The sequence below is a fragment of the Streptomyces bottropensis ATCC 25435 genome (assembly GCF_000383595.1).
Lineage (GTDB): Bacteria > Actinomycetota > Actinomycetes > Streptomycetales > Streptomycetaceae > Streptomyces > Streptomyces bottropensis.
In genome coordinates this window covers 1,169,040-1,191,836 of the sequence record NZ_KB911581.1, presented here as the reverse complement: position 1 = coordinate 1,191,836, position 22,797 = coordinate 1,169,040, and the positions used below count along the sequence as shown (strand labels likewise).

22 protein-coding genes and 1 riboswitch are annotated in these 22,797 nt (G+C 71.8%); of the genes, 7 read left to right on the top strand and 15 right to left on the bottom strand.

The annotated features are described in order from the left end of the window. Positions 1–104: 104 nt before the first annotated feature. Positions 105–779, top strand: coding sequence for a TetR family transcriptional regulator (locus STRBO_RS0105410; RefSeq protein WP_237547621.1), 675 nt, complete (start codon positions 105–107; stop codon positions 777–779). Between the two features lie 295 nt (positions 780–1,074). Here the strand turns inward: STRBO_RS0105410 and STRBO_RS0105405 are convergent, their stop codons facing one another. The 4 genes from STRBO_RS0105405 to STRBO_RS0105390 form a co-directional block, all read right to left on the bottom strand. Next, complete coding sequence (locus tag STRBO_RS0105405) at positions 1,075–1,473, bottom strand: ATP-binding protein (protein WP_005481039.1); 399 nt, start codon at positions 1,471–1,473, stop codon at positions 1,075–1,077. Positions 1,474–1,605: 132 nt separating this feature from the next. Beyond that, positions 1,606–3,159 carry an ABC transporter substrate-binding protein gene (locus tag STRBO_RS0105400; protein WP_005481040.1) on the bottom strand — a complete coding sequence of 518 codons (1,554 nt, stop codon included), beginning with the start codon at positions 3,157–3,159 and terminating at the stop codon, positions 1,606–1,608. A gap of 194 nt (positions 3,160–3,353) precedes the next feature. Further along, entirely contained in the window at positions 3,354–4,694 is a 1,341-nt protein-coding gene (locus STRBO_RS0105395; RefSeq protein ID WP_020113889.1) for a metallophosphoesterase, read from the bottom strand. Positions 4,695–4,710: 16 nt separating this feature from the next. Continuing rightward, on the bottom strand, positions 4,711–4,953 hold the full coding sequence (locus STRBO_RS0105390; RefSeq protein ID WP_005481042.1) for an SCO4848 family membrane protein: 243 nt from the start codon (positions 4,951–4,953) through the stop codon (positions 4,711–4,713). 127 nt (positions 4,954–5,080) lie between these two features. On the opposite strand from STRBO_RS0105390, the gene STRBO_RS0105385 reads away from it, so the two are divergent. Further along, complete coding sequence (locus tag STRBO_RS0105385; protein ID WP_005481043.1) at positions 5,081–6,370, top strand: D-alanyl-D-alanine carboxypeptidase family protein; 1,290 nt, start codon at positions 5,081–5,083, stop codon at positions 6,368–6,370. Positions 6,371–6,454: 84 nt separating this feature from the next. Here STRBO_RS0105385 and STRBO_RS0105380 read toward each other — a convergent pair whose 3' ends face one another. From STRBO_RS0105380 to STRBO_RS0105370, 3 genes are all read right to left on the bottom strand, one after another. Further along, positions 6,455–7,330 carry a YihY/virulence factor BrkB family protein gene (locus STRBO_RS0105380; RefSeq protein WP_005481044.1) on the bottom strand — a complete coding sequence of 292 codons (876 nt, stop codon included), beginning with the start codon at positions 7,328–7,330 and terminating at the stop codon, positions 6,455–6,457. Between the two features lie 103 nt (positions 7,331–7,433). Further along, positions 7,434–8,375 carry a decaprenyl-phosphate phosphoribosyltransferase gene (locus STRBO_RS0105375; RefSeq protein WP_005481045.1) on the bottom strand — a complete coding sequence of 314 codons (942 nt, stop codon included), beginning with the start codon at positions 8,373–8,375 and terminating at the stop codon, positions 7,434–7,436. Continuing rightward, positions 8,368–8,910: a phosphatase PAP2 family protein gene (locus tag STRBO_RS0105370; RefSeq protein ID WP_005481046.1), complete on the bottom strand. Its 543-nt coding sequence runs from the start codon at positions 8,908–8,910 to the stop codon at positions 8,368–8,370. Before STRBO_RS0105370 ends, STRBO_RS0105375 begins: the two co-directional genes overlap by 8 nt. Before the next feature lie 143 nt (positions 8,911–9,053). Between STRBO_RS0105370 and STRBO_RS0105365 the strand changes: the two genes are divergently transcribed. Both STRBO_RS0105365 and dprE2 read left to right on the top strand, forming a co-directional pair. Next, complete coding sequence (locus STRBO_RS0105365) at positions 9,054–10,550, top strand: FAD-binding oxidoreductase (protein WP_005481047.1); 1,497 nt, start codon at positions 9,054–9,056, stop codon at positions 10,548–10,550. A 52-nt stretch (positions 10,551–10,602) separates the two neighbouring features. Continuing rightward, complete coding sequence (gene dprE2, locus STRBO_RS0105360; RefSeq protein WP_005481048.1) at positions 10,603–11,358, top strand: decaprenylphospho-beta-D-erythro-pentofuranosid-2-ulose 2-reductase; 756 nt, start codon at positions 10,603–10,605, stop codon at positions 11,356–11,358. 49 nt (positions 11,359–11,407) lie between these two features. On the opposite strand, the gene STRBO_RS0105355 is transcribed toward dprE2, so the two are convergent. Continuing rightward, positions 11,408–11,989 carry a 2'-5' RNA ligase family protein gene (locus STRBO_RS0105355; RefSeq protein ID WP_020113886.1) on the bottom strand — a complete coding sequence of 194 codons (582 nt, stop codon included), beginning with the start codon at positions 11,987–11,989 and terminating at the stop codon, positions 11,408–11,410. A gap of 181 nt (positions 11,990–12,170) precedes the next feature. Next, complete coding sequence (trpS, locus tag STRBO_RS0105350) at positions 12,171–13,184, bottom strand: tryptophan--tRNA ligase (RefSeq protein WP_037627768.1); 1,014 nt, start codon at positions 13,182–13,184, stop codon at positions 12,171–12,173. A gap of 100 nt (positions 13,185–13,284) precedes the next feature. Between trpS and STRBO_RS0105345 the strand changes: the two genes are divergently transcribed. From STRBO_RS0105345 to STRBO_RS0105335, 3 genes are all read left to right on the top strand, one after another. Continuing rightward, positions 13,285–13,905, top strand: coding sequence for an RNA polymerase sigma factor (locus tag STRBO_RS0105345; protein ID WP_005481052.1), 621 nt, complete (start codon positions 13,285–13,287; stop codon positions 13,903–13,905). Continuing rightward, complete coding sequence (locus tag STRBO_RS0105340) at positions 13,898–14,773, top strand: hypothetical protein (protein ID WP_020113885.1); 876 nt, start codon at positions 13,898–13,900, stop codon at positions 14,771–14,773. Before STRBO_RS0105345 ends, STRBO_RS0105340 begins: the two co-directional genes overlap by 8 nt. 100 nt (positions 14,774–14,873) lie before the next feature. After that, positions 14,874–15,620, top strand: coding sequence for a hypothetical protein (locus STRBO_RS0105335; RefSeq protein WP_005481054.1), 747 nt, complete (start codon positions 14,874–14,876; stop codon positions 15,618–15,620). Between the two features lie 18 nt (positions 15,621–15,638). Here the strand turns inward: STRBO_RS0105335 and STRBO_RS0105330 are convergent, their stop codons facing one another. The 6 genes from STRBO_RS0105330 to STRBO_RS0105305 form a co-directional block, all read right to left on the bottom strand. Next, a complete protein-coding gene (locus tag STRBO_RS0105330; protein WP_005481055.1) occupies positions 15,639–17,087 on the bottom strand; it encodes a glycine hydroxymethyltransferase in 1,449 nt (482 codons plus the stop codon). 31 nt (positions 17,088–17,118) lie between these two features. Continuing rightward, positions 17,119–17,207: riboswitch (ZMP/ZTP riboswitch) on the bottom strand. A gap of 82 nt (positions 17,208–17,289) precedes the next feature. Continuing rightward, positions 17,290–18,474, bottom strand: coding sequence for a glutathionylspermidine synthase family protein (locus STRBO_RS0105325; RefSeq protein ID WP_005481056.1), 1,185 nt, complete (start codon positions 18,472–18,474; stop codon positions 17,290–17,292). A 21-nt stretch (positions 18,475–18,495) separates the two neighbouring features. Continuing rightward, the gene (locus tag STRBO_RS0105320; protein ID WP_005481057.1) at positions 18,496–18,882 is read right to left on the bottom strand and encodes a hypothetical protein; all 387 of its coding nucleotides are present in this window, start codon (positions 18,880–18,882) and stop codon (positions 18,496–18,498) included. 156 nt (positions 18,883–19,038) lie between these two features. Then, complete coding sequence (locus STRBO_RS0105315) at positions 19,039–19,800, bottom strand: hypothetical protein (protein WP_237547587.1); 762 nt, start codon at positions 19,798–19,800, stop codon at positions 19,039–19,041. 131 nt (positions 19,801–19,931) lie between these two features. After that, a complete protein-coding gene (locus STRBO_RS0105310) occupies positions 19,932–20,921 on the bottom strand; it encodes a malate dehydrogenase (protein ID WP_020113882.1) in 990 nt (329 codons plus the stop codon). 465 nt (positions 20,922–21,386) lie between these two features. Next, positions 21,387–22,661 (bottom strand): helix-turn-helix domain-containing protein, encoded by a 1,275-nt coding sequence (locus STRBO_RS0105305; RefSeq protein WP_005481064.1) that lies wholly within the window; start codon positions 22,659–22,661, stop codon positions 21,387–21,389. Between the last annotated feature and the right edge of the window lie 136 nt (positions 22,662–22,797).

The window sequence follows — 22,797 nt, the reverse complement described above, 5'->3', positions numbered from 1 at the left end:
AGCCCGGCACCGAATCCGGCGCCGACGAGCCGTACACCGAACCCTCGCCGGGGTCCGGGCAACCCGGCCCCAAGGCCTCCGCCAAGTCCGAACAGACCCGGGCGCTGATCCTGGAGACCGCGCTGCGCCTCTTCCAGGAACGCGGGTACGACAAGACGACGATGCGGGCCATCGCGAAGGAGGCCGGGGTCTCCGTCGGGAACGCGTACTACTACTTCGCCGGCAAGGAACACCTGATCCAGGGGTTCTACGACCGGATCGGCGCCGAGCATCTGGTGGCGGTGCGGCCCGTGCTGGAGCGGGAGAAGGATCTGGAGGCGCGGATCGCCGGGGTGCTCAAGGCGTGGCTGGACGTGGCGGAGCCGTACCACGAGTTCGCGGCGCAGTTCTTCAAGAACGCGGCCGATCCGCAGAGTCCGCTCAGCCCCTTCTCGCCCGAGTCGGAGGGGCCGCGCGAGGAGTCCATCGCCATCCACCGCGAGGTGCTCGCCGGGTCCAAGGCCAAGGTTCCGGACGAACTCCGGGAGATCCTGCCCGAGTTGATGTGGCTGTCCCTGATGGGGCTCGTCCTGTACTGGGTCTTCGACCGCAGTGAGGGGCGCGCCCGCAGCTACCGGCTCGCCGAGCGCGGCGCCCGGCTGACGACCCGGGGTGTCTCCCTCGCCCGGTTCCGCGCGCTGCGCCCCCTGGTCCGCGAGGTCCACGAGCTGTTCACGGACTTCCTGCCGGGCATGACGAAGGTGCTGCCGGACCCGGGGGCGGCGGGCCGGAAGGACTGATCAAGGCCTGACGATCCGACGGGACCGGTGACCTGCCGGGCCTGCGCGCCGGCGGGCCTGCGCGCCCGCAGGCCAGCCGGGCTCGGCTCGCCGAGAAGGGCGCGGGCGGGGGCGCGGAGGAGAGCGCCGACGGGCTCGCGGAGGAGGGCACGGGCACGGGCGTACGCGCGACAGGCGATGGCTTGAAAGCGACGGCCCCACCGCCGTGCCCGGGGGCCACGAGAAACCGCGGCGCGCTCTCATGGGCCCGCCCAGTCATGGCCACCCCCACCCGCCGACCCACTCCCCCCAGGCGCTACGGCACCCCCACCAACGCCCACACCGTCTTCCCGTGCCGCCCCCGGCTCCACACCCCCCACGCCCCCGCGAGGTGCTCCACGAGCCGTAACCCGCGCCCCGTCTCGGCCCACTCCCCCACCTCCTGGAGCCGGGGCTCGGCCGTCCCCTCGTCCGAGACCTCGATGAAGCAGGAACCGTCCGCCAACGCGGTCACGGCCACCTCGAACTCCCGCTCCAGCAAAGGGCCATGGCGTACGACGTTGGTCGCCAGCTCGGAGACCACGAGCACGATGTCGTCCAGGGCGGCGGAACCCTCCCCGTGCCCCCAGTCGACCAGGTGTTCCCTCACGCGTCGTCGGACCAGGCCCACGGACGCCGGATGGCGGGGCAGCCGGAAGGAGTCGCGTCTCAGCACGTTCGCTCCTCACCCCGAACCCGCCCCCGACACGAAGATGCGCGGGGCGGACGCGTCGTGTCACTCCGGCGCTCACCCGACCCGCGAGTTCGCGTCAGCTGTCACGCGGCTTCCGTCATATCCGCGGCCTGATCAGATCCACTCCAGCCGCCACAGCCGGAACACCCCGGTCCCGTCCGACAGATACTGCGCCCCTCCCACGTCCTCGCTGCTGAGTACGTACTCCTTGCGCTGCCACAGCGGGATCATCGGCACGTCCTGCGCCACGACCTCCTGCAGCTCCTTGAAGTCGGACACGGCCCGGCCGCGGTCCGCGTAGCGCTGACTGTTCTTGATGAGACGGTCGGCCTGCTCGCTGCTGTAGCCGTTGCTCAGGGAGCCGCCGGTGCCGACGAGGGGCCCGCCGAAGGTGTCGGGGTCGGGGTAGTCGGCCACCCAGCCCACCCCGTACGCGTCGAGCTTGCCCTCGGCGTACCGCTTCTGGAACTCGGTCCACTCGTACGCCTTGGTCGTCACGTAGAACAGCCCGCTCGCCTCCAGCTGCTCCTTCAGTTCGGCGGCCTCGGCGGCGGACGAACCCCGGCCCTCGGCGTAGCCGTACGTGAAGCGCACCGGCATGCTGACGCCCGCCTCGTCGAGGAGGCGGCGGGCCCGCTGCGGGTCCGGCTGGGGGTTCGCGTCGAAGAACGAGGTGGTGTGGCCCGTGATGCCTGCCGGGATGAGTGAGTAGAGCGGGTCGGTGGTGCCCTGGTAGACGTCGGCGACCAGCTTCTCGCGGTTGATCAGCGCGGCCATCGCCTGCCGTACCCGGCGGTCGTGCAGGGGCGAGTCCGCCCGCACGTCGAGCACGAGGTTGCGGGTCTCGGTGCTGTCGGCCTCGGTGACCCGCTGGTCGGGATCGCTGGGGGACAGGTCGGCCAGCGTCCCGGGCGGCAGCGTGCGCGTGACGACGTCGACCCGCCGCGCCTTCCACGCCTGCTGCAGCGCGGGCGAGTTCTTGTAGTAGCGCATGAGGACGGGGCTGCCGGTGGTGCGGGCGATGCCCCGGTAGGCACGGTTGGGGGTGAGGCGGGCCTGCTCGTTCGTGAAGGAGGTCAGGGAGTAGGGGCCGGTGCCGTCGGCGCCGGCGTCGGTGCGCAGCCGGTTCGCCGGGTACTTCGTGCGGTCGACGATCGACCCGGCGCCTGTGGCCACCTTGAACGGGAAGGTGGCGTCCGGCGAGGAGAGACGGAAGTCGACGGAGAGCCCGCTCGCGGTGACCGACCGCAGGGTGTCGAGCAGCGTGGCCGGGCCGACCTCCGCGTTGATGCGCTTGACCCGGTCGAAGGAGTACTTGACGTCCTTGCCGGTGACCGCGCGGCCGCTCGGGAACGTCAGGCCCGGACGCAGGGTGCAGCGGTAGACCAGGAGGGCGTTGCCGACGAACGCACAGCTCCGCGCGGCGTCGGGCACCGGTACCGCGCCGCCCGGTTCGAAGGTCAGCAGTGACTGGAACACACTGCTGAACATCGCCCAGGAACCCGCGTCGTAGGCGCCGGCCGGGTCCAGCGAGGTGACCGTGTCGGTCGTGCCGACGGTGATCGTCCTGCTCGCGTCCAGCTGGGCGGGCAGCAACTGCCAGCCGCCGATCGCCGCGACCGCCAGCACCAGCAGCGACGCGAGAATCCGTAAGCGAACCGACCGCATCGGAAGACCCTCCCAAGAACCCCACCCGGCCCACTGCGCACAGTGGTTTCGCGGTGGCGCCGATCACCTAACCACAGTCGGCTGTGTTGGCGGAAGGCAGGTTTTGTTGAATTGAGAAAGAACTAGGTAAGTGTATTACCCATGCATGACCGAAAGGCTTCGAAACCTTATACAGAAAGGCTTCTGACGTCCCGTCATGCCTGCTTCGACGCCAATTGCACCAGCGTGATGTCCGACGGCGCCCCGACCCGCACCGGGGGCCCCCACGCGCCGGCGCCCCGGGTCACGTACAGCTGGGTGTCGCCGTAGCGCTCCAGACCCGCGAGAGTGGGATTGGCCGCCTGGGCGACATACGTCATCGGCCACATCTGCCCACCGTGCGTGTGTCCGGAGAGCTGGAGGTCGACGCCGTGGTCGACGGCGTCGTGGATCTGGACGGGCTGGTGCGCCATGAGCACGACGGCCCGCGACGTGTCCCGGTCGCCGAGCGCCTTGGCGAAGTCCGGGCCCTGGCCCTCGTCCTCGCCCGCGATGTCGTTCACCCCGGCGAGATCGAGATACGGCAGCTCGCGACGGGCGTTCTCCAGCGGGGTGAGGCCCAGCCGGCGCACCTCCTCCACCCACTGCTCGGCGCCCGAGATGTACTCGTGGTTGCCGGTGACGAAGTAGCTGCCGTGGCGCGCCTTCAGTCCGGCGAGCGGCGCCGCCGCCGGACCGAGGTCGTCCACGTCGCCGTCGACCAGGTCGCCGACCACCGCGATCAGGTCGGGCTGCGTCGAGTTGATCGTGTCGACGACCTTCTGCGCGAAGCCCCGGCCCAGCATCGGCGAGAGGTGGATGTCGCTGACCACCGCGATCCGGAAACCGTGGGCCGCGCGCGGCAGTTTCGCCAGCGGCACGGTGACCCGCTTGAGCTTCGGGCCGCGGACGACGCCGTAGGTGCCGTAGCCGACCGTGCCGACGGCCGCGGCGGCGACGGCCCCGCCGACGACCCGGGAGACGAAGAGGCGACGGGAGGGGTCGGCCGGGGCCGCGGGGGCGGCCGCGGTGGTGGAGGCGGGCGGGGCCGGGGGGTCCGTCGCGGCGGGGGCGGCGGGCGTGGCCGGTTGTCCGGTATCGATGGCCTCCGCGGGCTGGGCGCCCGCCGGGACCGGCTGCGGCTCGGGTTCGCGCACCGCGGACTCCTGGTCCGGCTCCGGCGCGGGCGCCGGGGCGCGCCGCGCCACCAGACGGCTCACCAAGGGCCGTACGAGCTCCCCCGCCAGCAGGGCCAGCAGCAGGTACAGCGAGAGGGCGAGCCACATGAAGCCCGGCCAGGTCAGCGTCTGCTGCAGCCAGAAGGGGGCGTGGGCGCGCTCGGCCGCGAATCCGGCGAACATCAGCACCGGCCCGACGACGAACACCACCGTGCCCACGCGTCTGGCGAGGCCCGACCCACGTGTCGTGTCGCGCACCAGGCGGCGCCACGCGTACCAGTGCAGGGCCCCGAAAGCGCTCAGCACGAGCAGGGCGACAAGGACGAAGACAATGATCATCACGTCGTGCTCCCGGTCACGCGGTCCGGCGAAGGGCGCGCACTCCGCGCAACCCGATGACCCCGATGGCCGTCCCAAGAGCAAGGGAGACGACGGCGAGCGTCAGATGCACCCAGAAGTACGCCGTCGGATCGCCCGCGTCGTCGAACGCGAGCCCGCTGCCGTCCTTCCACAGGTTCTTGATGAAAGTGGTCCAGATGACCCAGCTCCACACCCCGAAGGCGAGCAGGAACCAGGAGAGGGGGCGGCTGAGCTTCATGCGTTCAGTATCGCCGCCGGCCGCAGGGTCCTCGCGCCGGGGTGCGAGCGGGAGCGCGAGTTGGCGAGAACGAGCCACGGCGCGCTGCGGTGGGATTTACCGGTCGGAGCCATGTACTTTCTCGATCGTGCCCGCCTCCAAGAAGACCGTCAGGCGCCCCCTGCTGGTCACCTCAGCCACCCTGCTGTCCCTCTCCCTCACCTCGCTGACACTGACGGCCGCACCGGCCTTCGCCGCGAAGCCGTCACCGAGTTCGAGCGCCTCGCCGTCCGCGACGCCCCCGGCGACCATGTCGACCGTCGGCGGCGAGCAGTTGGGCAGGCCGGGCACCCAGGCGGCCCTCGGCAGCGACGCGCCGGTCCTGCCCAAGGACATCAGCGCCCGCTCCTGGATCGTCGCGGACGCCGAGTCGGGCGAGGTGCTGGCCGCGCACAACGCGCACTGGCGGCTGGCCCCCGCGAGCACGCTGAAGATGCTGTTCGCGGACACGCTGCTGCCGAAGTTCAACAAGAACGACGAGCACAAGGTCGTCCCCGCCGACCTGGCGGGCGTCGGTGCGGGCTCCAGCATGGTCGGCATAAAGGAGGACGAGAAGTACACCGTCCACGACCTGTGGCTCGGCGTCTTCCTTCGCTCCGGCAACGACGCGGTCCATGTCCTGTCGGCCATGAACGGCGGTGTGAAGCAGACCGTCGCCGACATGAACGCGCACGCCGAGGAACTCCAGGCCCTCGACACGCATGCCGTCAGCCCCGACGGCTACGACGCCAAGGGGCAGGTGTCGTCGGCGTACGACCTGACCCTTTTCGCCAGGTCGGGGCTGCAGAAGAAGGACTTCCGGGAGTACTGCTCCACCGTCCGGGCGAAGTTCCCGGGCGAGACGAAGAAGGGCAAGAACGGCAAGAAGCGCCGCTCCTCCTTCGAGATCCAGAACACCAACCGGCTGCTCACCGGGGACAGCGGCCTCGACTCCTACCAGGGCATCGCGGGTGTGAAGAACGGCAACACCACCAACGCGGGTGCCACCTTCACCGGGGTCGCCGAGCGGGGCGGCCGGGTCCTCCTCGTCACAGTCATGCACCCGGAGAAGAACGAGCACAACCAGGTCTACAAGGAGACCGCGAGCCTCCTCGACTGGGGGTTCAAGGCGGCGGGCAAGGTGACGCCGGTGGGCGAGCTGGTGGCGCCCAAGAGCGCGGAGACCTCCGGCGGGAGTGCCGAGCCGAGTGCGCAGCCGGGGGCCACCGACTCGGCGTCCGCCTCCGGCGGGGCGGGGGGCAAGTCCGTGGCGGCGAGCGCCTCCGGCGGGGGCGGCGGCATCGGGATCGCGCTCGGGATCATGGGAGGCGTGCTGGTGCTGGTGGCCGGCGGCGTGTTCCTGGTGAACCGGAAGTGGCCTCTGCGGGGGCGCAATTAGGGCGGACGGGGAGCGGCCGTGCGGTCGCTGCCCGGTGTGCGGCGCGGGTGCGCCGCGGCTGGTCGCGCGGCAGCCCCTCGCCCCTCACTCGTCCGTTGCCGGTTCCGGTGCCTCCTTGCTGCTCTCCGCCGTCCAGGCCGCGCAGTACAGCAGGAGCTTGGTGGTGAAGTTGATCCACAGGAGCAGGGCGATGGGGACACCGAAGGCGCCGTACATGCTCTTCGAGGCGATGCCCTGCATGTAACCGCTGAGCAGGAGCTTCAGGAGTTCGAAGCCCACGGCTCCTATGAGGGCGGCCACGACGAGGCGGCGGCGGGGCGGATGGACGCCGGGGAGCAGGGTGAGGACGTAGAGGAGGAGCAGGAAGTCGGCGAGGACGGCGACGGCGAACGCGGCGATGCGCAGGAGGATGCCGCCCCAGCCGTCGCGGTCGATGCCGAGCTGGTCGGCGAACCGGCCGACGGCCCAGGAGGCGGCGGTGGAGGCTGCCAGGGAGACGAGGACCGCGCCGCCGAGGCCGACGAGGACACCCGTGTCCTTGGCCTTGGCGAGGACGGGGTTCTCGTCGGGGTCCGGCTTCTCCCAGACGGCGCGCAGACAGCCGCGCATCTCACCGACCCAGCCGATGCCGGTGAACAGCAGCAGCGCGCCGGCGATGACCCCGACCGTGCCGGCGTTCTCGACGAGGCCGGCGATGTCGAGCTGGTCGGAGATGCCGGGCACCTGCTCGGCCAGCCGGCCCTCCAGGTCCTGCTGCCTGTCCTTGCCGAGGGTCGCCGCGGCGACGGCGGCGACCACGGTCAGCAGCGGGAACAGCGCCAGGAAGCTGATGAAGGTCATCGCGGCGGCCAGCCGGGTCCACTTCACCCGGTCGAGCCGCTCGTACGACCGCCACGCGTGCGTGGTCATCAGACGCTCCGCCAGGGGGCCCACCCCGGGAAGCTTTTTCAGCCAGTCCATGATCCGAACTCTGCCCCACTCGTCGCCGACCGATGCCGGGTACCCCGCACCGGTCCGCACAGGCGCTCCGGACGTCACCGCCCCCGGCGTGGTGGCCGTCGCGTCACCAGTCCGCCACCGCCAGCCCGTACATCGTCAGCCACACCACCGCGATGAGGGCGAGGGCGCGGTCGTGCAGGACGACGTCCTCGGGCTCGCCCGCCGTGCCCCGGTCGGCGAAGACGGCGTAGCGCAGGACGGCCAGGACGAAGGCGACCATGGAGAGCTGACGCCAGGGCAGGACCCCGGTGGTGGGGACGCCGCCTTCCTCCAGCGCCCACAGACAGTAGCCGAGCACGGCGACCCCGGCGGCCAGCTGCCAGACGAAGCGCAGGTATCCGGCCGTGTACTCGGTGAGCAGCGCCCGGGTGGCGCCGGGCCGGTCGGCCATCTGCACAGCCTCCGAGTAGCGCTTGGCCGCCACCATGAACAGCGCGCCGAAGCCGGTGGTGATCAGGAACCAGCGCGACAGCGGAATGCCCAGCGCCGGCCCGCCGGCCATCGCCCGCATCAGGAACCCGGTGGTGACGACGGCCAGATCGAGGACCAGGACGTGCTTGAGGCTGACGCAGTAGGCGAGTTGGAGTGCGAGGTAGGCGGTCAGCAGCACGGCGGTGTACGGCGGGCAGAGCCACGCGGCGGTGAGGGGCGCGAGCACGGCCAGGGCGCCGCCGACGGCGTACGCGACCGGTACGGGCACCTGTCCGGCGGCGACCGGGCGGTGGCGCTTGACCGGGTGGGCGCGGTCGGCCTCGGCGTCACGGGCGTCGTTGACGAGGTACACGGCGGCGGCGCAGGCCGTGAAGAGCACGAAGACGAGCGGGAGTTGGATGAGCGCGCGTGGGGTGAGGAGTTCCCCGGCGGCCGCGGGCGCGGCGACGACCAGGGTGTTCTTGATCCATTGGCGGGGTCGGGCGGTGCGCAGGAGGCCGAGGGCGAGGCCGGCCTTCGGGGCCGCCTGCCCGGGGGTCGTCCGCCGCTCCAGGAGGACGGTGCGCTCAGCCACGGCCGTTCACCACCCAGCGTGCGCCCAGCCGCGCGGTGAGCGCCCCGAGCGCCACGCCCGCCGCCACGTCCGACGGGTAGTGCACGCCGGCCACCAGTCGCGAGAGGCACATCGCGGCGGCGAGCGGGGCAGCGGCGGCGAGGACGAGCGGGGCGGCCGGGACCCCGAGGGCGACGACGGCGACCGCCGCCGCTGCCGAACTGGCGTGCGAGCTGGGGAAGGAGTGCCGCCCGGCGGTGCGGACCAGGGGCACGACCCGCGCGGGGCGGGGCCGCCGCACCACTCTCTTGACGCCCATGCTGGCCAGGTGCGCCCCGGCGGTCACCACCGCGCCGCGCCGCCACACGCCGCGCCGCTCCCGGTCGACGGCGGCCCCCGCCAGTCCGCCCGCGAGCCACAGCAGGCCGTGCTCCCCGGCCCAGGACAGTCCGCGCGCGGCGGCCGCGACGCGCGGGTCCGCGCCCCGGGCGTGCAGCACGGAGAGCAACCGCCGGTCCAGGCCGCGCACGCCGTCGACGACGTCAACTTCATCCATGCGATGCCACTCTTCTAGGTGGCCGTCCGGGAGCTGCGGCAATCTAGAACGACATCCCATTAATCACCCGTTTCGGTGAGGCGACAGAGCGGCCGGGCCGACGTACCCGGTTCCTCCGCATACGCGGCGATACGGTCGCGGGCATGCCAGCCGACGCCGCCGGGGCCCCTCCGGCTCCCCCACCCCCCACGCCCGGCCGGACCGTCCCCGTCACCGGCTGGGGCCGCACCGCCCCGACCGCCGCCCGTCTGCTGCGCCCGCGCACCTACGACGAGGCCGCGGCCGCCGTACGGGCGTGCGGGGCGCGCGGGGGGATCGCCCGGGGGCTGGGGCGGGCGTACGGGGACGCGGCGCAGAACGCGGGCGGCACCGTTCTCGACATGACCGGCCTCGACCGGGTCCACGCCATCGACGCGGACGACGGCACGGTCCTGTGCGACGCGGGCGTCTCGCTGCACCGGCTGATGGAGGTGCTGCTCCCCCTGGGCTGGTTCGTGCCGGTGACCCCCGGAACCCGCCAGGTGACCGTCGGCGGTGCCATCGCGGCCGACATCCACGGCAAGAACCACCACGTCTCCGGGTCGTTCGCCCGGCACGTCCTGTCCCTCGAACTGCTGACGGCGGACGGCGGGATCCGTACGGTCGTCCCCGGCACCCCCCTGTTCGACGCCACGGCCGGGGGCATGGGTCTGACCGGCGTCGTCCTCACCGCGACCGTACGGCTCCTGCCCGTCGAGACGTCCTGGATGTCCGTCGACACCGAACGCGCCCGCGACCTCGACGACCTCCTCGCCCGCCTGACGGCAGGCGACCGCCACCACCGCTACTCCGTCGCCTGGATCGACCTGCTCGCCCGGGGCGCGTCGACGGGCCGCGCGGTCCTCACCCGCGGCGACCACGCGCCCCTGGAGGCGCTGGAGCCGCCGGGATCACCGTCCACGCGCGCGCGTGAGGGGCACTCCTCGTCCCCACGCGCGCGTGGGGGGCTTTTCTCTCGCGGGGACGCGTTCCGCGGGAACACCCTCCGGCGGGCTGCCGGTCCGTTGGAATTCCGGACCAGCCGGCTCCCGGCGCCTCCCGCCCGCGTCCCGGAAGGCCTCCTGGGCCGTACGGCCGTCGGCCTCTTCAACGAACTCTGGTACCGCCGGGCCCCCCGGGCCCGCACCGGCGAACTCCAACGCCTCTCCACCTTCTTCCACCCCCTCGACGGGGTGCCGCACTGGAACCGGATCTACGGCAGGTCCGGCTTCGTGCAGTACCAGTTCGTCGTCGGGTACGGCCACGAGGAGGCCCTGCGCCGGATCGTCGACCGGATCTCCGCGCGCCGCTGCTCCTCCTTCCTCGCCGTGCTGAAGGGGTTCGGCGAGGGCGACCCCGGCTGGCTGTCCTTCCCGATGCCCGGCTGGACCCTCGCCCTGGACATCCCGGCGGGCCTGCCCGGCCTCGGCACCTTCCTGGACACGCTCGACGAGGAGGTCGCGGCCGCCGACGGCCGTGTCTACCTGGCCAAGGACGCCCGTCTGCGCCCCGAACTGCTGACCGCGATGTACCCCCGGCTGCCCGAGTTCCGCGCACTGCGGCGGGAGTTGGACCCGGGCGGCGTCTTCGTGTCGGACCTGGCCCGACGCCTCGGCCTCTGAGCGCCGTGGACGCCGTGGAAACCCCTGTCCCCCCACACACCCAGGAGCTGTCTTGAAGGACGCCTTCGGCACCCCCCAGTCCCTGCTGATCCTCGGCGGCACGTCGGACATCGCGCTGGCCACGGCACGCCGGCTGATCGCCCGCCGCACCCGCACGGTGTGGCTGGCGGGACGCCCCTCGCAGGACCTGGAGAACGCCGCCGTCCACCTGCGCGGACTCGGCGCGCAGACGCACACCGTCACCTTCGACGCGCTCGACCCCGCGTCCCACGAGGCGATCCTCGGCAAGATCTTCGCCGAGGGCGACATCGACATGGTCCTGCTCGCCTTCGGCGTGCTCGGCGACCAGGCCAACGACGAGCGCGACCCGGTGGCCGCCGCCCGCGTCGCCCAGACCAACTACACGGGCGCCGTCTCGTCCGCGCTGATCTGCGGGCGGGCCCTCCAGGCGCAGGGTCACGGCTCCCTGGTGGTCCTGTCCTCCGTCGCCGCCGAGCGCGCCCGCCGCTCCAACTTCATCTACGGCTCCAGCAAGGCCGGCCTCGACACCTTCACCCAGGGGCTCGGCGACGCCCTCCACGGCACGGGCGCCCACGTCATGCTCGTCCGCCCCGGCTTCGTCCGCACGAGCATGACGGCGGGCCGCCCGGAGTCCCCCCTCGCGACGACCCCGGAGGCGGTCGCCACCGCCATCGAACTGGGTCTGCGGCGGCGCTCGGAGACGGTGTGGGTGCCCGGTTCGCTGCGCCTGGTGATGGCGGCCCTGAGGCACATGCCGAGGGCGCTGTTCCGCCGCCTGCCGCTCTAGGGGAGGTGGGGGGCTCGCGGGTGGGCGCCCTGTCCCTCCATCGGCGGCGTCAGCGCGTGGGAAGTGTCGTGTCCCCCACCGGCGCCCCCGCCTGCGACGGGACGACCGATCCGCCGAACGCGAACTCGCGCAGCTTGCGCCAGACCGCGTCGGGGCCCTGCTCGTAGAGCGCGAAGCCGGTGCAGGGCCACTGGGCCTCGTATCCGGAGAGCTCCTCGAACGCCCGGTCCATCGCCTCCTCGGCGATGCCGTGCGCGACGGTGACGTGCGGGTGGTAGGGGAAGTTCAGCTCGCGTGCCACCGGCCCCGAGGCGTCCCGGACCTGCTTCTGCAGCCAGGTGCACGCCTCGGCACCCTCGACGATCCGCACGAACACCACGGGCGACAGCGGGCGGAACGAGCCCGTGCCGGACAGCCGCATCGGGAACGGCCGGCCGGCCGCCGCGACCTCGGCGAGATGCGCTTCGATCGCCGGCAGCTCGCCGCCGCCGACCTCGGTCGGCGGCAGCAGCGTGACATGCGTGGGGATGCCGTGAGCCGCGGCGTCGCCGAAGCCCGCGCGCAGCTCCTGGAGCTGGCTGCCGTGGGGCTCCGGGACCGCGATCGACACACCGATCGTTACGGTCCCCACGTCGTCTCCTGTCGTCGTGTCCTGCGTGTGGTCATGGATCTTGCGGGGCGCACTCCGTCGCACCGGCTATCGACTGTACGGCCACGGCGGTGTTCCGGGCAGGCGCAGCCGGAGTGATATGCGGCGCTGTCGGTGGTGCGACGGTGGTGCGATCGGCGCTCGGGGCCCGAGGTGGTGCGGCTCAGTGCTTGGCGGGCAGGAAGCCCACCTTGTCGTACGCCTGGGAGAGCGTCTCCGCGGCGACGGCGCGCGCCTTCTCGGCTCCCTTGGCCAGGATCGAGTCGAGCGTCTCCGGGTCGTCCAAATACTGCTGGGTGCGCTCCCGGAAGGGCGTCACGAACTCGACCATGGCCTCGGCGAGGTCCGTCTTGAGCGCACCGTAGCCCTTGCCGACGTACTTCTGCTCCAGTTCCCCGATACCCGTACCCGTCAGGGTCGAGTAGATGCTGAGCAGGTTGCTGACGCCCGGCTTCTCGGCGGGGTCGAAGCGGATCACCGTGTCCGTGTCGGTGACCGCGCTCTTGACCTTCTTGGCGGTGGCCTTCGGATCGTCGAGCAGGTTGATCAACCCCTTCGGGGTCGACGCCGACTTGCTCATCTTGATCGCGGGGTCCTGAAGGTCGTAGATCTTCGCCGTCTCCTTCAGGATGTACGGCTTCGGGATCGTGAAGGTCGCGCCGAAGCGGCCGTTGAAGCGCTCGGCGAGGTCACGGGTGAGCTCGATGTGCTGGCGCTGGTCCTCGCCGACCGGGACCTCGTTCGCCTGGTACAGCAGGATGTCCGCGACCTGGAGGATCGGGTACGTGAAGAGGCCGACGCTCGCGCGGTCGGCGCCCTGCTTGGCGGACTTGTCCTTGAACTGGGTCATGCGGGAGGCCTCGCCGAAGCCGGTCAGGCAGTTCATGACCCAGCCGAGCTGGGCGTGCTCGGGGACGTGGCTCTGGACGAAGAGAGTGCAGCGCTCCGGGTCGAGACCGGCGGCGAGGAGCTGCGCGGCGGCGAGCCTGGTGTTGGCGCGCAGGTCCGCGGGGTCCTGCGCGATGGTGATCGCGTGCAGGTCGACGACCATGTAGAACGCGTCGTGGGACTCCTGCAGGGCCACCCACTGGCGGACGGCGCCGAGGTAGTTGCCGAGGTGGAACGAGCCGGCGGTGGGCTGGATGCCGGAGAGCACGCGGGGTCGGTCAGAGGCCATGCTCACCATTCTCTCAGGTGTCGGGGGGCGTTCCGGAACCGACCGGAAACAGAGGGGACACGGGCGGGAACCGATCCGGCTCGGGCGGTGTACCCATTGTGTGAGAACGCGGGAGGGGGGCCGCATCGTCGATGAGGCCGCGGTGATCGCACGCGTACGCGCCGGGGAGCCGGAGGCGTATGCGGAGCTGGTGCGCGCCCACACGGGCATCGCGCTGCGGGCGGCCCGGGCGCTCGGCGCCGGTGCGGACGCGGAGGACGTGGTGCAGCAGGCCTTCTTCAAGGCGTACTGCTCACTGGGCCGCTTCCGGGACGGCTCCGCGTTCCGGCCGTGGCTGCTGTCGATCGTGGCCAATGAGACGAGGAACACAGTGCGGACAGCGGGGCGTCAGCGGACCCTGGCCGACCGTGAGGCGGCGTTCGTCGAGGCCGAGCCGTTGATACCGTCCTCGGCCGACCCGGCCCTCGCCGCGCTGGCCATAGAGCGCCGCGTCGCGCTCCTGGGCGCCCTGGAGAAGCTGAGCGAGGAACACCGGCTGGTCGTCACCTACCGCTATCTGCTGGAGATGGACGAGCCGGAGACGGCGGCGGCCCTCGGCTGGCCCCGGGGGACGGTGAAGTCCCGCCTGAGCCGGGCGCTGCGCAGGCTGGGCCGTCTGCTGCCGGAGTTCGAGCCGGGCAAGGCCCTGGAGAAGACGGGAGGAGGTGAGGGAGATGGATGAGCCCGACAGGCCCTGCGGCAGCGAGGACGCGGAGCGGGAGAGTGTGGGCAGCGGCACGGGGAGTGACGGGCGTGGCGTCCGGTTGCCCGAGGAGTTGCGGGCGCTCGGGCGTGCGCTGGACCGGCCGGGGGCCGACGGGGACGAGACCATGGTCGAGCGGGTGCTGGGGCAGATACTCGCCGAGCAGGTGCCCACCCCGGTGGCCGAGCCGCCGGGCGCCGGTGCGCGGCTGCGGGCGGTGCGCCGGTGGCTCGGGCTCCGTCGGCGGGCGCTGACGGCCGCGCTGTGCGGGCTGCTCACCGTGTTCGTCCTCACCCCTCCGGTGCGGGCGGCGGTGGCCGACTTCTTCGACTTCGGCGGGGTCGAGGTGCGGTACGACCCGTCGGCGTCGCCTCCGCCCGGGGCGGGGGTGCCGGGCTGCCCCGATCCGGTCCCGCTCGCCGAGGCAGGGCGGCGGGCGGGGTTCGCCCCGCTCGTGCCGGGTGCGCTGGGGACGCCGGACGCGGTGTCCGTGACGCGTGCGCCGAAGGGCCGCTTCGTGATCACCCTCTGCTGGGAGGAGCGCGGACACACCGTCCGGCTCGACGAGTACGCGGCCCGGCTGGCCCCCGAGTACGGCAAGACGGTGGCCGGTGAGCAGGCCGTCGAGTGGGTCCGGCTGGGCTCGGGCGCGTTCGAGGCGTTGTGGTTCCCGGAGCCGCACCTCCTGCGCTTCTGGATGACCTCGAAGGACGGCTCCCGCTTCACCCGCTCCGAGCGCACGGCGGGGCCCACCCTGCTGTGGGTCCACGGCGAGGAGTTCACGCTGCGGCTGGAGGGCGTGGGCTCGAAGGACCGGGCGCGGAAGATCGCGGAGTCATTGGACTGATCGGTCCGGTCAAGGTGGGAACCCCGGCGGTTCGAGCGGTGTACCAGGAGTGACACCGCGAGTGCGGACGGACCGCACCGGGATCGATCGGGGGTGTCGGATGCGTGGAAAGCGACAACTGGCGACGGCGTTGGGCGCGTTGCTGACCGCTCTGGCCCTGCTCCTGCTGGGGGCACCGCCCTCGGCGGCGGGCGGCCCGACCAGCGTGCTGCTGGTCTCACCGACCAGCCACAGGACGGCTTCGCTGTACGGCACGACCAAGCAGTACGACCTCCTGGTCAGGCTCCTCGTCCCGGCCGGCTCCGCGCTCGACGGGAGCAGGGAGAAGGCTCCGGACTGGGGGCCTGAGGGCACCTGGGGAGGCCAGGTCGGCGACATGGTCACCGTGACGTGGATGAGCCATGACGTGACGGCCTGGCGGGTGGACCGGCTGTACATGTCGGCGCCCGACACGAAGGACGTCTGGATATACACGGGACTGCAAACGGCGGAGGACAACGCGGCCTCGGGCGAGGGTGTCTGGCACAAGGCGAAGCAGTCGGAGGAGCTGCGGGAGCTGCTGCGAGGACTCGGGGTCCTGGGCGAGCCCTCCGACGGCGCGGTGCAGGGAACGTCCTCGGACGACGCGCTCACCGGTTCCGGTACCGAGCCCGGCGGGACGGTCACCGGCACTCGCGCCGCCTCAGACGCGTCCGGTCCGGCCGACCGTGCCCGCTGGGCGATACCCGCCCTGGCCCTGGGTCTGCTCCTCGGCTCCGGGGGCGCCGCGCTTGTGCTGCGCCGCGCGGCGGCCCGGCACGAGTCCGGACCGCCGCGGGAGCCCCGTCAGGAGCTGTTGGATGCCTGACCGGCCGTGGCGAGGGGGTCAGCCGAGGTCGATCTCCGGGTAGAGCGGGAAGCCGGCGACGAGGTCGGTGGCACGGCGGGAGATCTCGTCGGCGACCTTCGCGTCCAGGATGTGCTGTGCCTTGGAGGGGGCGCCCGACTTGGTGGTGCCGGACTCCGTGGTGGTCAGGACACGGTCGATCAGGCCGGCGACCTCGTCCATCTCGGCGGTGCCCAGACCACGTGTGGTCAGCGCGGGCGTACCGATGCGGATGCCGGAGGTGTACCAGGCGCCGTTCGGGTCGGCCGGGATGGCGTTGCGGTTGGTGACGATGCCGGAGTCGAGCAGCGCGGCCTCGGCCTGGCGGCCGGTGAGACCGTAGGAGGTGGCGACGTCGATCAGGTTGAGGTGGTTGTCGGTGCCACCGGTGACCAGGGTGGCGCCCCGGCGCATCAGGCCCTCGGCGAGGGCCCGGGAGTTGTCGACGATGCGCTGGGCGTAGTCCTGGAAGGCGGGCTGCCGGGCCTCGGCCAGGGCGACGGCCTTGGCGGCCATGACGTGCGGGAGGGGGCCGCCGAGGACCATCGGGCAGCCGCGGTCGACCTGGTCCTTCAGGGAGTCGTCGCACAGGACCATGCCGCCGCGCGGGCCGCGCAGCGACTTGTGGGTGGTCGTGGTGACGATCTGGGCGTGCGGTACCGGGTCGAAGTCGCCGGTGAGGACCTTGCCGGCGACGAGGCCCGCGAAGTGCGCCATGTCCACCATCAGCGTGGCGCCGACCTCGTCGGCGATCTCGCGCATGATCCGGAAGTTCACGAGACGGGGGTAGGCGGAGTAGCCGGCGACGATGATCAGCGGCTTGAAGTCCTGGGCGGTCGCGCGCAGGGCCTCGTAGTCGATGAGGCCGGTGGCGGGGTCGGTGCCGTAGGAGCGCTGGTCGAACATCTTGCCGGAGATGTTCGGGCGGAAGCCATGGGTGAGGTGGCCGCCGGCGTCCAGGGACATACCGAGCATGCGCTGGTTGCCGAAGGCCTGGCGGAGTTCGGCCCAGTCGGCCTCGGAGAGGTCGTTGACCTGGCGGGCGCCGGCCTTCTCCAGGAAGGGGGCCTCGACACGGTCGGCGAGGACGGACCAGAAGGCGACCAGGTTGGCGTCGATGCCGGAGTGCGGCTGGACGTAGGCGTGGCGGGCGCCGAAGAGTTCCCGGGCGTGCTCGGCGGCGAGGGACTCGACGGTGTCGACGTTGCGGCAGCCGGCGTAGAAGCGGCGGCCGACGGTGCCCTCGGCGTACTTGTCGCTGAACCAGTTGCCCATGGTGAGGAGGGTGGCCGGGGAGGCGTAGTTCTCGGAGGCGATCAGCTTGAGCATCTCGCGCTGGTCGCTGACCTCCTGGCCGATGGCGTCGGCCACGCGCGGCTCGACGGCGCGGATCACATCGAGGGCGGCACGGAAGGCGGTGGACTCGGGGGAGAGGGGCTCGGCTGACATGGGGACCTCCGGACGTTGCGTTCAGCGTTCACGGTACGGCCCAGGCGCACGGCACTCATCGTTCCCGGGCCGCTCCCCGATGGTCCGTCCCATCCCAGCGCGCCAGTCACGGCCCACCGATCACCCTATCGGGCGTGGTGGACGCCGGGGTCCGGACGTCCACCATACGAACGACGGCAGGAGGTGGAGGAGTGTGCGGAGGTCAGAGGATCACATGGGGCAGGAAGCGGGCGTACTCGTCGGTGACCAGGCCCGAGGACTCGCGGATGCCGAGGCCCGCCGACTCGTCCTCGACGACCCAGGCGCCGAGGACGACATGGTTGCCGTCGAAGGCCGGAAGGGGTGCCAACTCCTGGTAGCAGCAAGCCTCTGTGGACAGGGCGGAGGCGGTGCCCGCCTCGTGGACGGTGACGCCGGCGCCCTCGCGGCCGAGGAGGGGCTTGGCGACGTAGCCGGTGGTGGTGGCCAGTTCGCGGGGGCCGTCGAGATAGGCGGGGAGGAGGTTCGGGTGGCCGGGGTACAGCTCCCAGAGGACGGCGAGGAGGGCCTTGTTGCTGAGGAGCATCTTCCAGGCGGGTTCGATCCACATCGTGGTCCCGGTGCCGCCGCCGTTGTCGAGGGTGGCGAGCACGTGGGGGGCGAAGCGGTCGGTGGTGAGCCACTCCCAGGGATAGAGCTTGAAGATGCTGCGGATGAAACGCAGCTTCTTGTCGACGAAACGGTCCGCGAGGCGGTCCCAGCCGATGTCCTCCATGGAGATCCAGTCGGTGTCCAGGCCGGCCTGTTCGGCGGTCTCCTTCAGATAGGCGACCGTCATCAGGTCCTCGCCCAGTTCGTCGCCCGCGGAGTGCGCGAAGTACAGCGGGCTGCCCGGTGGGAGGAGGGAGGACTGCTTCTTCCAGGCGGCGACGAGGCGTTCGTGGAGGGAGTTCCACTGGTCGGCGCCCGGGAAGCGTTCCTCCATCCAGAACCACTGGGGGCCGGCCGCCTCGACGAGCGAGGTGGGGGTGTCGGCGTTGTACTCCAGCAGTTTGGCGGGACCGGTCCCGTCGTGGCGGAGGTCGAAGCGGCCGTAGACGGACGGCAGTTCGGCCCGTCGGCGCCACGCCTCGGCGACGAGGCCGGCGAGGCGTGGATCGGTGATGCCGAGCTCGGCGAAGCGGTCGTGCTCGACGATGTGCGCGGCGGCCGCCAGGCACATGGTGTGCAGTTCCTCGACGACCTCCTCCAGCGCCTCGACCTCGGGGAGCGAGAAGACGTAGTACGCGCTCTCGTCCCAGTACGGGCGCAGGGAGCCGTCGGGGTAGCGGGTCAGCGGGTAGATGAGCCCCTGTTCCTCGACGGTCTCCTGCCAGCCCGGCCGGGGTTCGATGGTGCGGCGTTCCATAATTCCGCCTCGTCCGCCGGCTCAGCCGCCGCTGGAGCCGGAGCCGTCACCGTCGCCCGAGCAGCCGAAGCCGTCCCGGTCCACGGCCTCGCTGCGGCTGAAGGTGCCGTCGTCGGCCCAGCCGCCGCTGACGTCCGCGTCGTAGTACCAGGCGGCATCGGCCGAACCGGCCTGCTTCCGGTTGCCGCTGCTGTTGCTCTTGCTGTTCTTGCCGTACGACGACGAGCCGGAACCGGTGTTGCAGTTCCTGTCCGCGATGACCTTGTAGCCGTTGGCGTAGTCGTAGCTGTCGCGATCCACGCAACGGCGGTCCGGATCGGATCCGCAGGAGGTCAGGGCCGCCGCGACGACACCCATTCCTCCGAGGACGACCGTGCTGGACCGCAGTCGCCTGCGCTGCTCTCCCATGTGTGCTCCCCCGTCGGGCCGTTGGCCCCTGTCGTACCGAGGCCGGTCCGCTGTGCGCTACGCGATGACCGGCCGCCGTTCATGTGCGCCTTGCCGGCGCTCAGACTAGTGATCGAGCCGTCGAGGGGACCAACCGGGTGTGCCGGGGCGGACTGTTCATCCCCGGACGCAGGTCGCGCCCGTCGGGCAGAGGGAGGTGACCACGGTGGTGACCGGTTCCCGGAGTTCGTCGAGCGGGGTGGACTCGGGGGCGCTGAGGCGGACTCCGTAGATCTTGTCGCCGGCCGTGCGGAAGCGGTGGTCGACGACCTGACGGGGGCCCGCCTCGCCTTCGCCGTCGAAGCGGTAGACGACCTCGGAGTAGCTGTCGTCGTCGGCGGCCGAGCGGTCGAGGGCGCGATAGCCGGGGAGGCGGGCGAAGCCGTAGTTCTCGTTCTCCGCCAGGTCCATGGACTCGGCGGGGCTGCTCTCGCTGACCAGGAAGAGCTGGAGGACGCGGCTGCCGTCCGGGGAGTCGTAGGTCACGACGGTGGGCTTGTCCGTCGGCGTCTTCGCAGTGCGTTTCCAGCCGGAGGGGACGTCGACGGTGAAGCCGGCCGGGTCGTCGGAGTGGACGTAACCGGGGGCGTCGCCCGCGTCGGAGTCCGGGTCCGACTGCTTCGGTGTGGCCGGGTCGGTGCCGTCGTCGTCCGCCGGGCCCGCCGCCGAGACCGAGGGCGGGGGCGTCGACGGGGAGCTGTCCGCGGCGGTCGCCCGGGCCGGGCCGTCCTCGTCACGGGACAGGGTCCACACCCCGAAACCGATGCCGCCGCCGAGCAGGGCCGCGAGGGCGACGGCGACGGTCAGGCGCGGCCACGGGCTGCCGCGCCCGGGAGTGTCGTCCACCCAGCGCCCCTGGTGCGCATCCCACCTCGTCATCCTGCCCCCCTTGCCGTCGCCGGCCTTCTCACGGCGCACGTTCACCGACGATAGCGGCGTACACGCCGAACAGGCCCCGTCCTGGTCGAAACCGGGACAGGGCCTGCGGGAGCAAGCTATAGGACGTCGGCTCAGATGAGGCCGAGCGCGCGGACCGCGTCGCGCTCCTCCGCCAGCTCCTGGACCGAGGCGTCGATCCGGGCGCGGGAGAACTCGTTGATCTCCAGGCCCTGGACGATCTCGTACTTGCCGTCCTTGACGGTGACGGGGAAGGAGGAGATGAGGCCCTCGGCCACACCGTAGGAACCGTCGGACGGGATACCCATGGAGGCCCAGTCGCCCTCGGCGGTGCCGTTGACCCAGGTGTAGATGTGGTCGATGGCGGCGTTGGCGGCGGACGCGGCCGACGAGGCGCCACGGGCCTCGATGATGGCGGCGCCGCGCTTGGCGACGGTCGGGATGAAGTCCTCGGCGAGCCACTTCTCGTCGCCCACGACCTCGGCGGCGTTCTTGCCGGCGACCGTGGCGTGGAAGATGTCCGGGTACTGGGTCGCCGAGTGGTTGCCCCAGATCGTGAGCCGCTGGATCTCGGAGACCGGGACGCCCGTCTTCTTCGACAGCTGGGTCAGCGCGCGGTTGTGGTCCAGGCGGGTCATCGCGGTGAAGCGCTCGGCCGGGACGTCCGGCGCGGCGGCCTGGGCGATGAGGGCGTTGGTGTTGGCCGGGTTGCCGACGACGAGGACCTTGATGTCGTCCGCGGCGTTGTCGTTGATGGCCTTGCCCTGCGGCTTGAAGATGCCGCCGTTGGCCTCCAGGAGGTCACCGCGCTCCATGCCCTTGGTACGGGGGCGGGCACCCACGAGCAGACCGACGTTGGCGCCGTCGAAGGCGACGTTGGGGTCGTCCGTGATGTCGATGCCCTGGAGGAGCGGGAAGGCGCAGTCGTCGAGCTCCATGGCGGTGCCCTCGGCGGCCTTGAGCGCCGGGGTGATCTCCAGCAGGCGGAGCTTGACCGGCACGTCCGCGCCGAGCAGCTGGCCGGAGGCGATGCGGAAGAGCAGGGCGTAACCGATCTGGCCGGCCGCGCCGGTGACGGTGACGTTCACGGGAGTGCGGGTCATGGCGTTCTCCGTATGACAGCTGGCGGTGGGGCGTCCCTGCCCCTGGTGGGACGTACAAATGATCGATCTCTTGGCGTCAAGAGAGATCGGTGGTCAGGCTACCGCGCATCCGGGATCCCGGACGGCCGGGGTTCGTGTGGCCCAGCCCACAAGTCGCTCCGCGCTGTCGCGCCGTGCGGAGCGTCGCATGAAAGGCGGCCGCCGGTCCGGGGGGAGGGACCGAGCGGCCGCCTTTGTGGGGGCGCCGGGCCGGGAGGGGAGGGGGGATCCTCCTCCCGGGCTGACCGGACTCCCGTGGGGGTACTGTCCGCATGCCCCGGAGTTCGGCGGGCATTCCACTTCCGTCGTGATTACTTTTACGATAGAGGTGGCTACGTTCCGTCATGTACCTGACGAGGTACGTGGCAGGCGCGCCGCTCCCCCCACGACCTGAGGGGGCGCGGCGGACGCGCCCCCTCCGCACCACTACCCCGTGCATCCCTTCTGGCCCGATGCCAGCGTCGCGCAGGCCGCGGCATCGCCCGCGTCCTTCACGCTGATCATCAGGGTGTAGGCGATGTTGTCGCCGGCCTCTTCGATGGCGGCGGTCTGCTTGGTCCCGCCTGCCGTGACCCGGACCTCGTCGCCCTGGGCGGCGCCGGTGATGCGGGCCCAGGCGGCCTGGCAGGTCTTGCTGTAGCGGACCTCGACCCGTGTCGTGCCGATCGTGGCCTCGTCGGCGGTGCGCACGAGGTTGCCGATGCACCCCATGGTCTCCGGGTCCTTGCCGTCGCAGTCCTTGCCGCTGCACTTCACTCCGGCCGGGAGGTCGGGGTTCGTGCCGGTCGAGGTCGACCGGGAGGTGGGCGGCTTGCCGTCCGCCTGGTCCTTCCCGTCACCGTCGGTGAGGAAGAAGAAGGCCGCCGCGATCACGACGAGCCCCCCGACGGCTCCCGCGAGGAACATCGGTACGCGCCGCTTCGGCCGGGAATCGCCGTCGTCGGACCGGGCCCCACCGCCCGGCGGCGGGCCGAACACGCCCGACGGCACCGAGCCACCACCGGAGACCTGGGCGCCATCGGCAACCGGCGCCCCGGCCGGACCCCGGGATGAGGACGCCGACGACACCGAGGACGAGCCCGAGGCAGAGGCGGAGGCGGAGGAAGCCGACGAGGACCACCCCCCGACCAGCCCCGACGGTGATGACGTCGAGGGCCGGGACGCGGCCGACGACGGCGTGACACCCCAGCTGGTGCGCGGCGAGCCACCGGAGGCGGCCCTCGCCCCGTACGGCGGGCGCGAGGCGCTGTCGTCGGCCGAGGAGCGCGGCTGCAGCGGCACCGACGGGGCGACGCCGGCCGGGCCCGCCACACCCGGTGTCACGGTCGCGCTCCGGCCTCCCCTGCCGTTCCTGCCACCCTTGACGGTGGACTGCCCGCCCGTCTCTCCCAGGGCGGCGCGCGCCTGGGAGATACGGATCGCCTCCATGGTCATGTCGTGGCGCATCTCCGAACGGCTCCAGGCCCGCTCGGCCAGCTCCCACATGGTGGCCAGGTGGACGGGATCGGTGCCGGTCACCTCGGCCAACGCCACGATCGCGCCCTTCGGCGCGAGCAGTCTGCCGTTGAGATACCGCTCCCAGGACGTCTTGCTGTAGCCCGTGCGGTCGGCCACCGCCGCGATGCTCAGTCCACCGCGGTCGACGAGCCGGCGCAGCTGACCCGCGAACTCCTTGACCTGTGGATCGAGTTCATCGGGCAAGGCCCTCCAACGAGGCATTTCTTCCCCCCTCTTCCCCCCGTACGGATCTCCGTACGACTCTTCGTACAGATGCCCGTACGGATCTCCGTACGACTCTGGACTGTCCCCCCGTGCCCGCTGTCCGCGTGCCACGCAT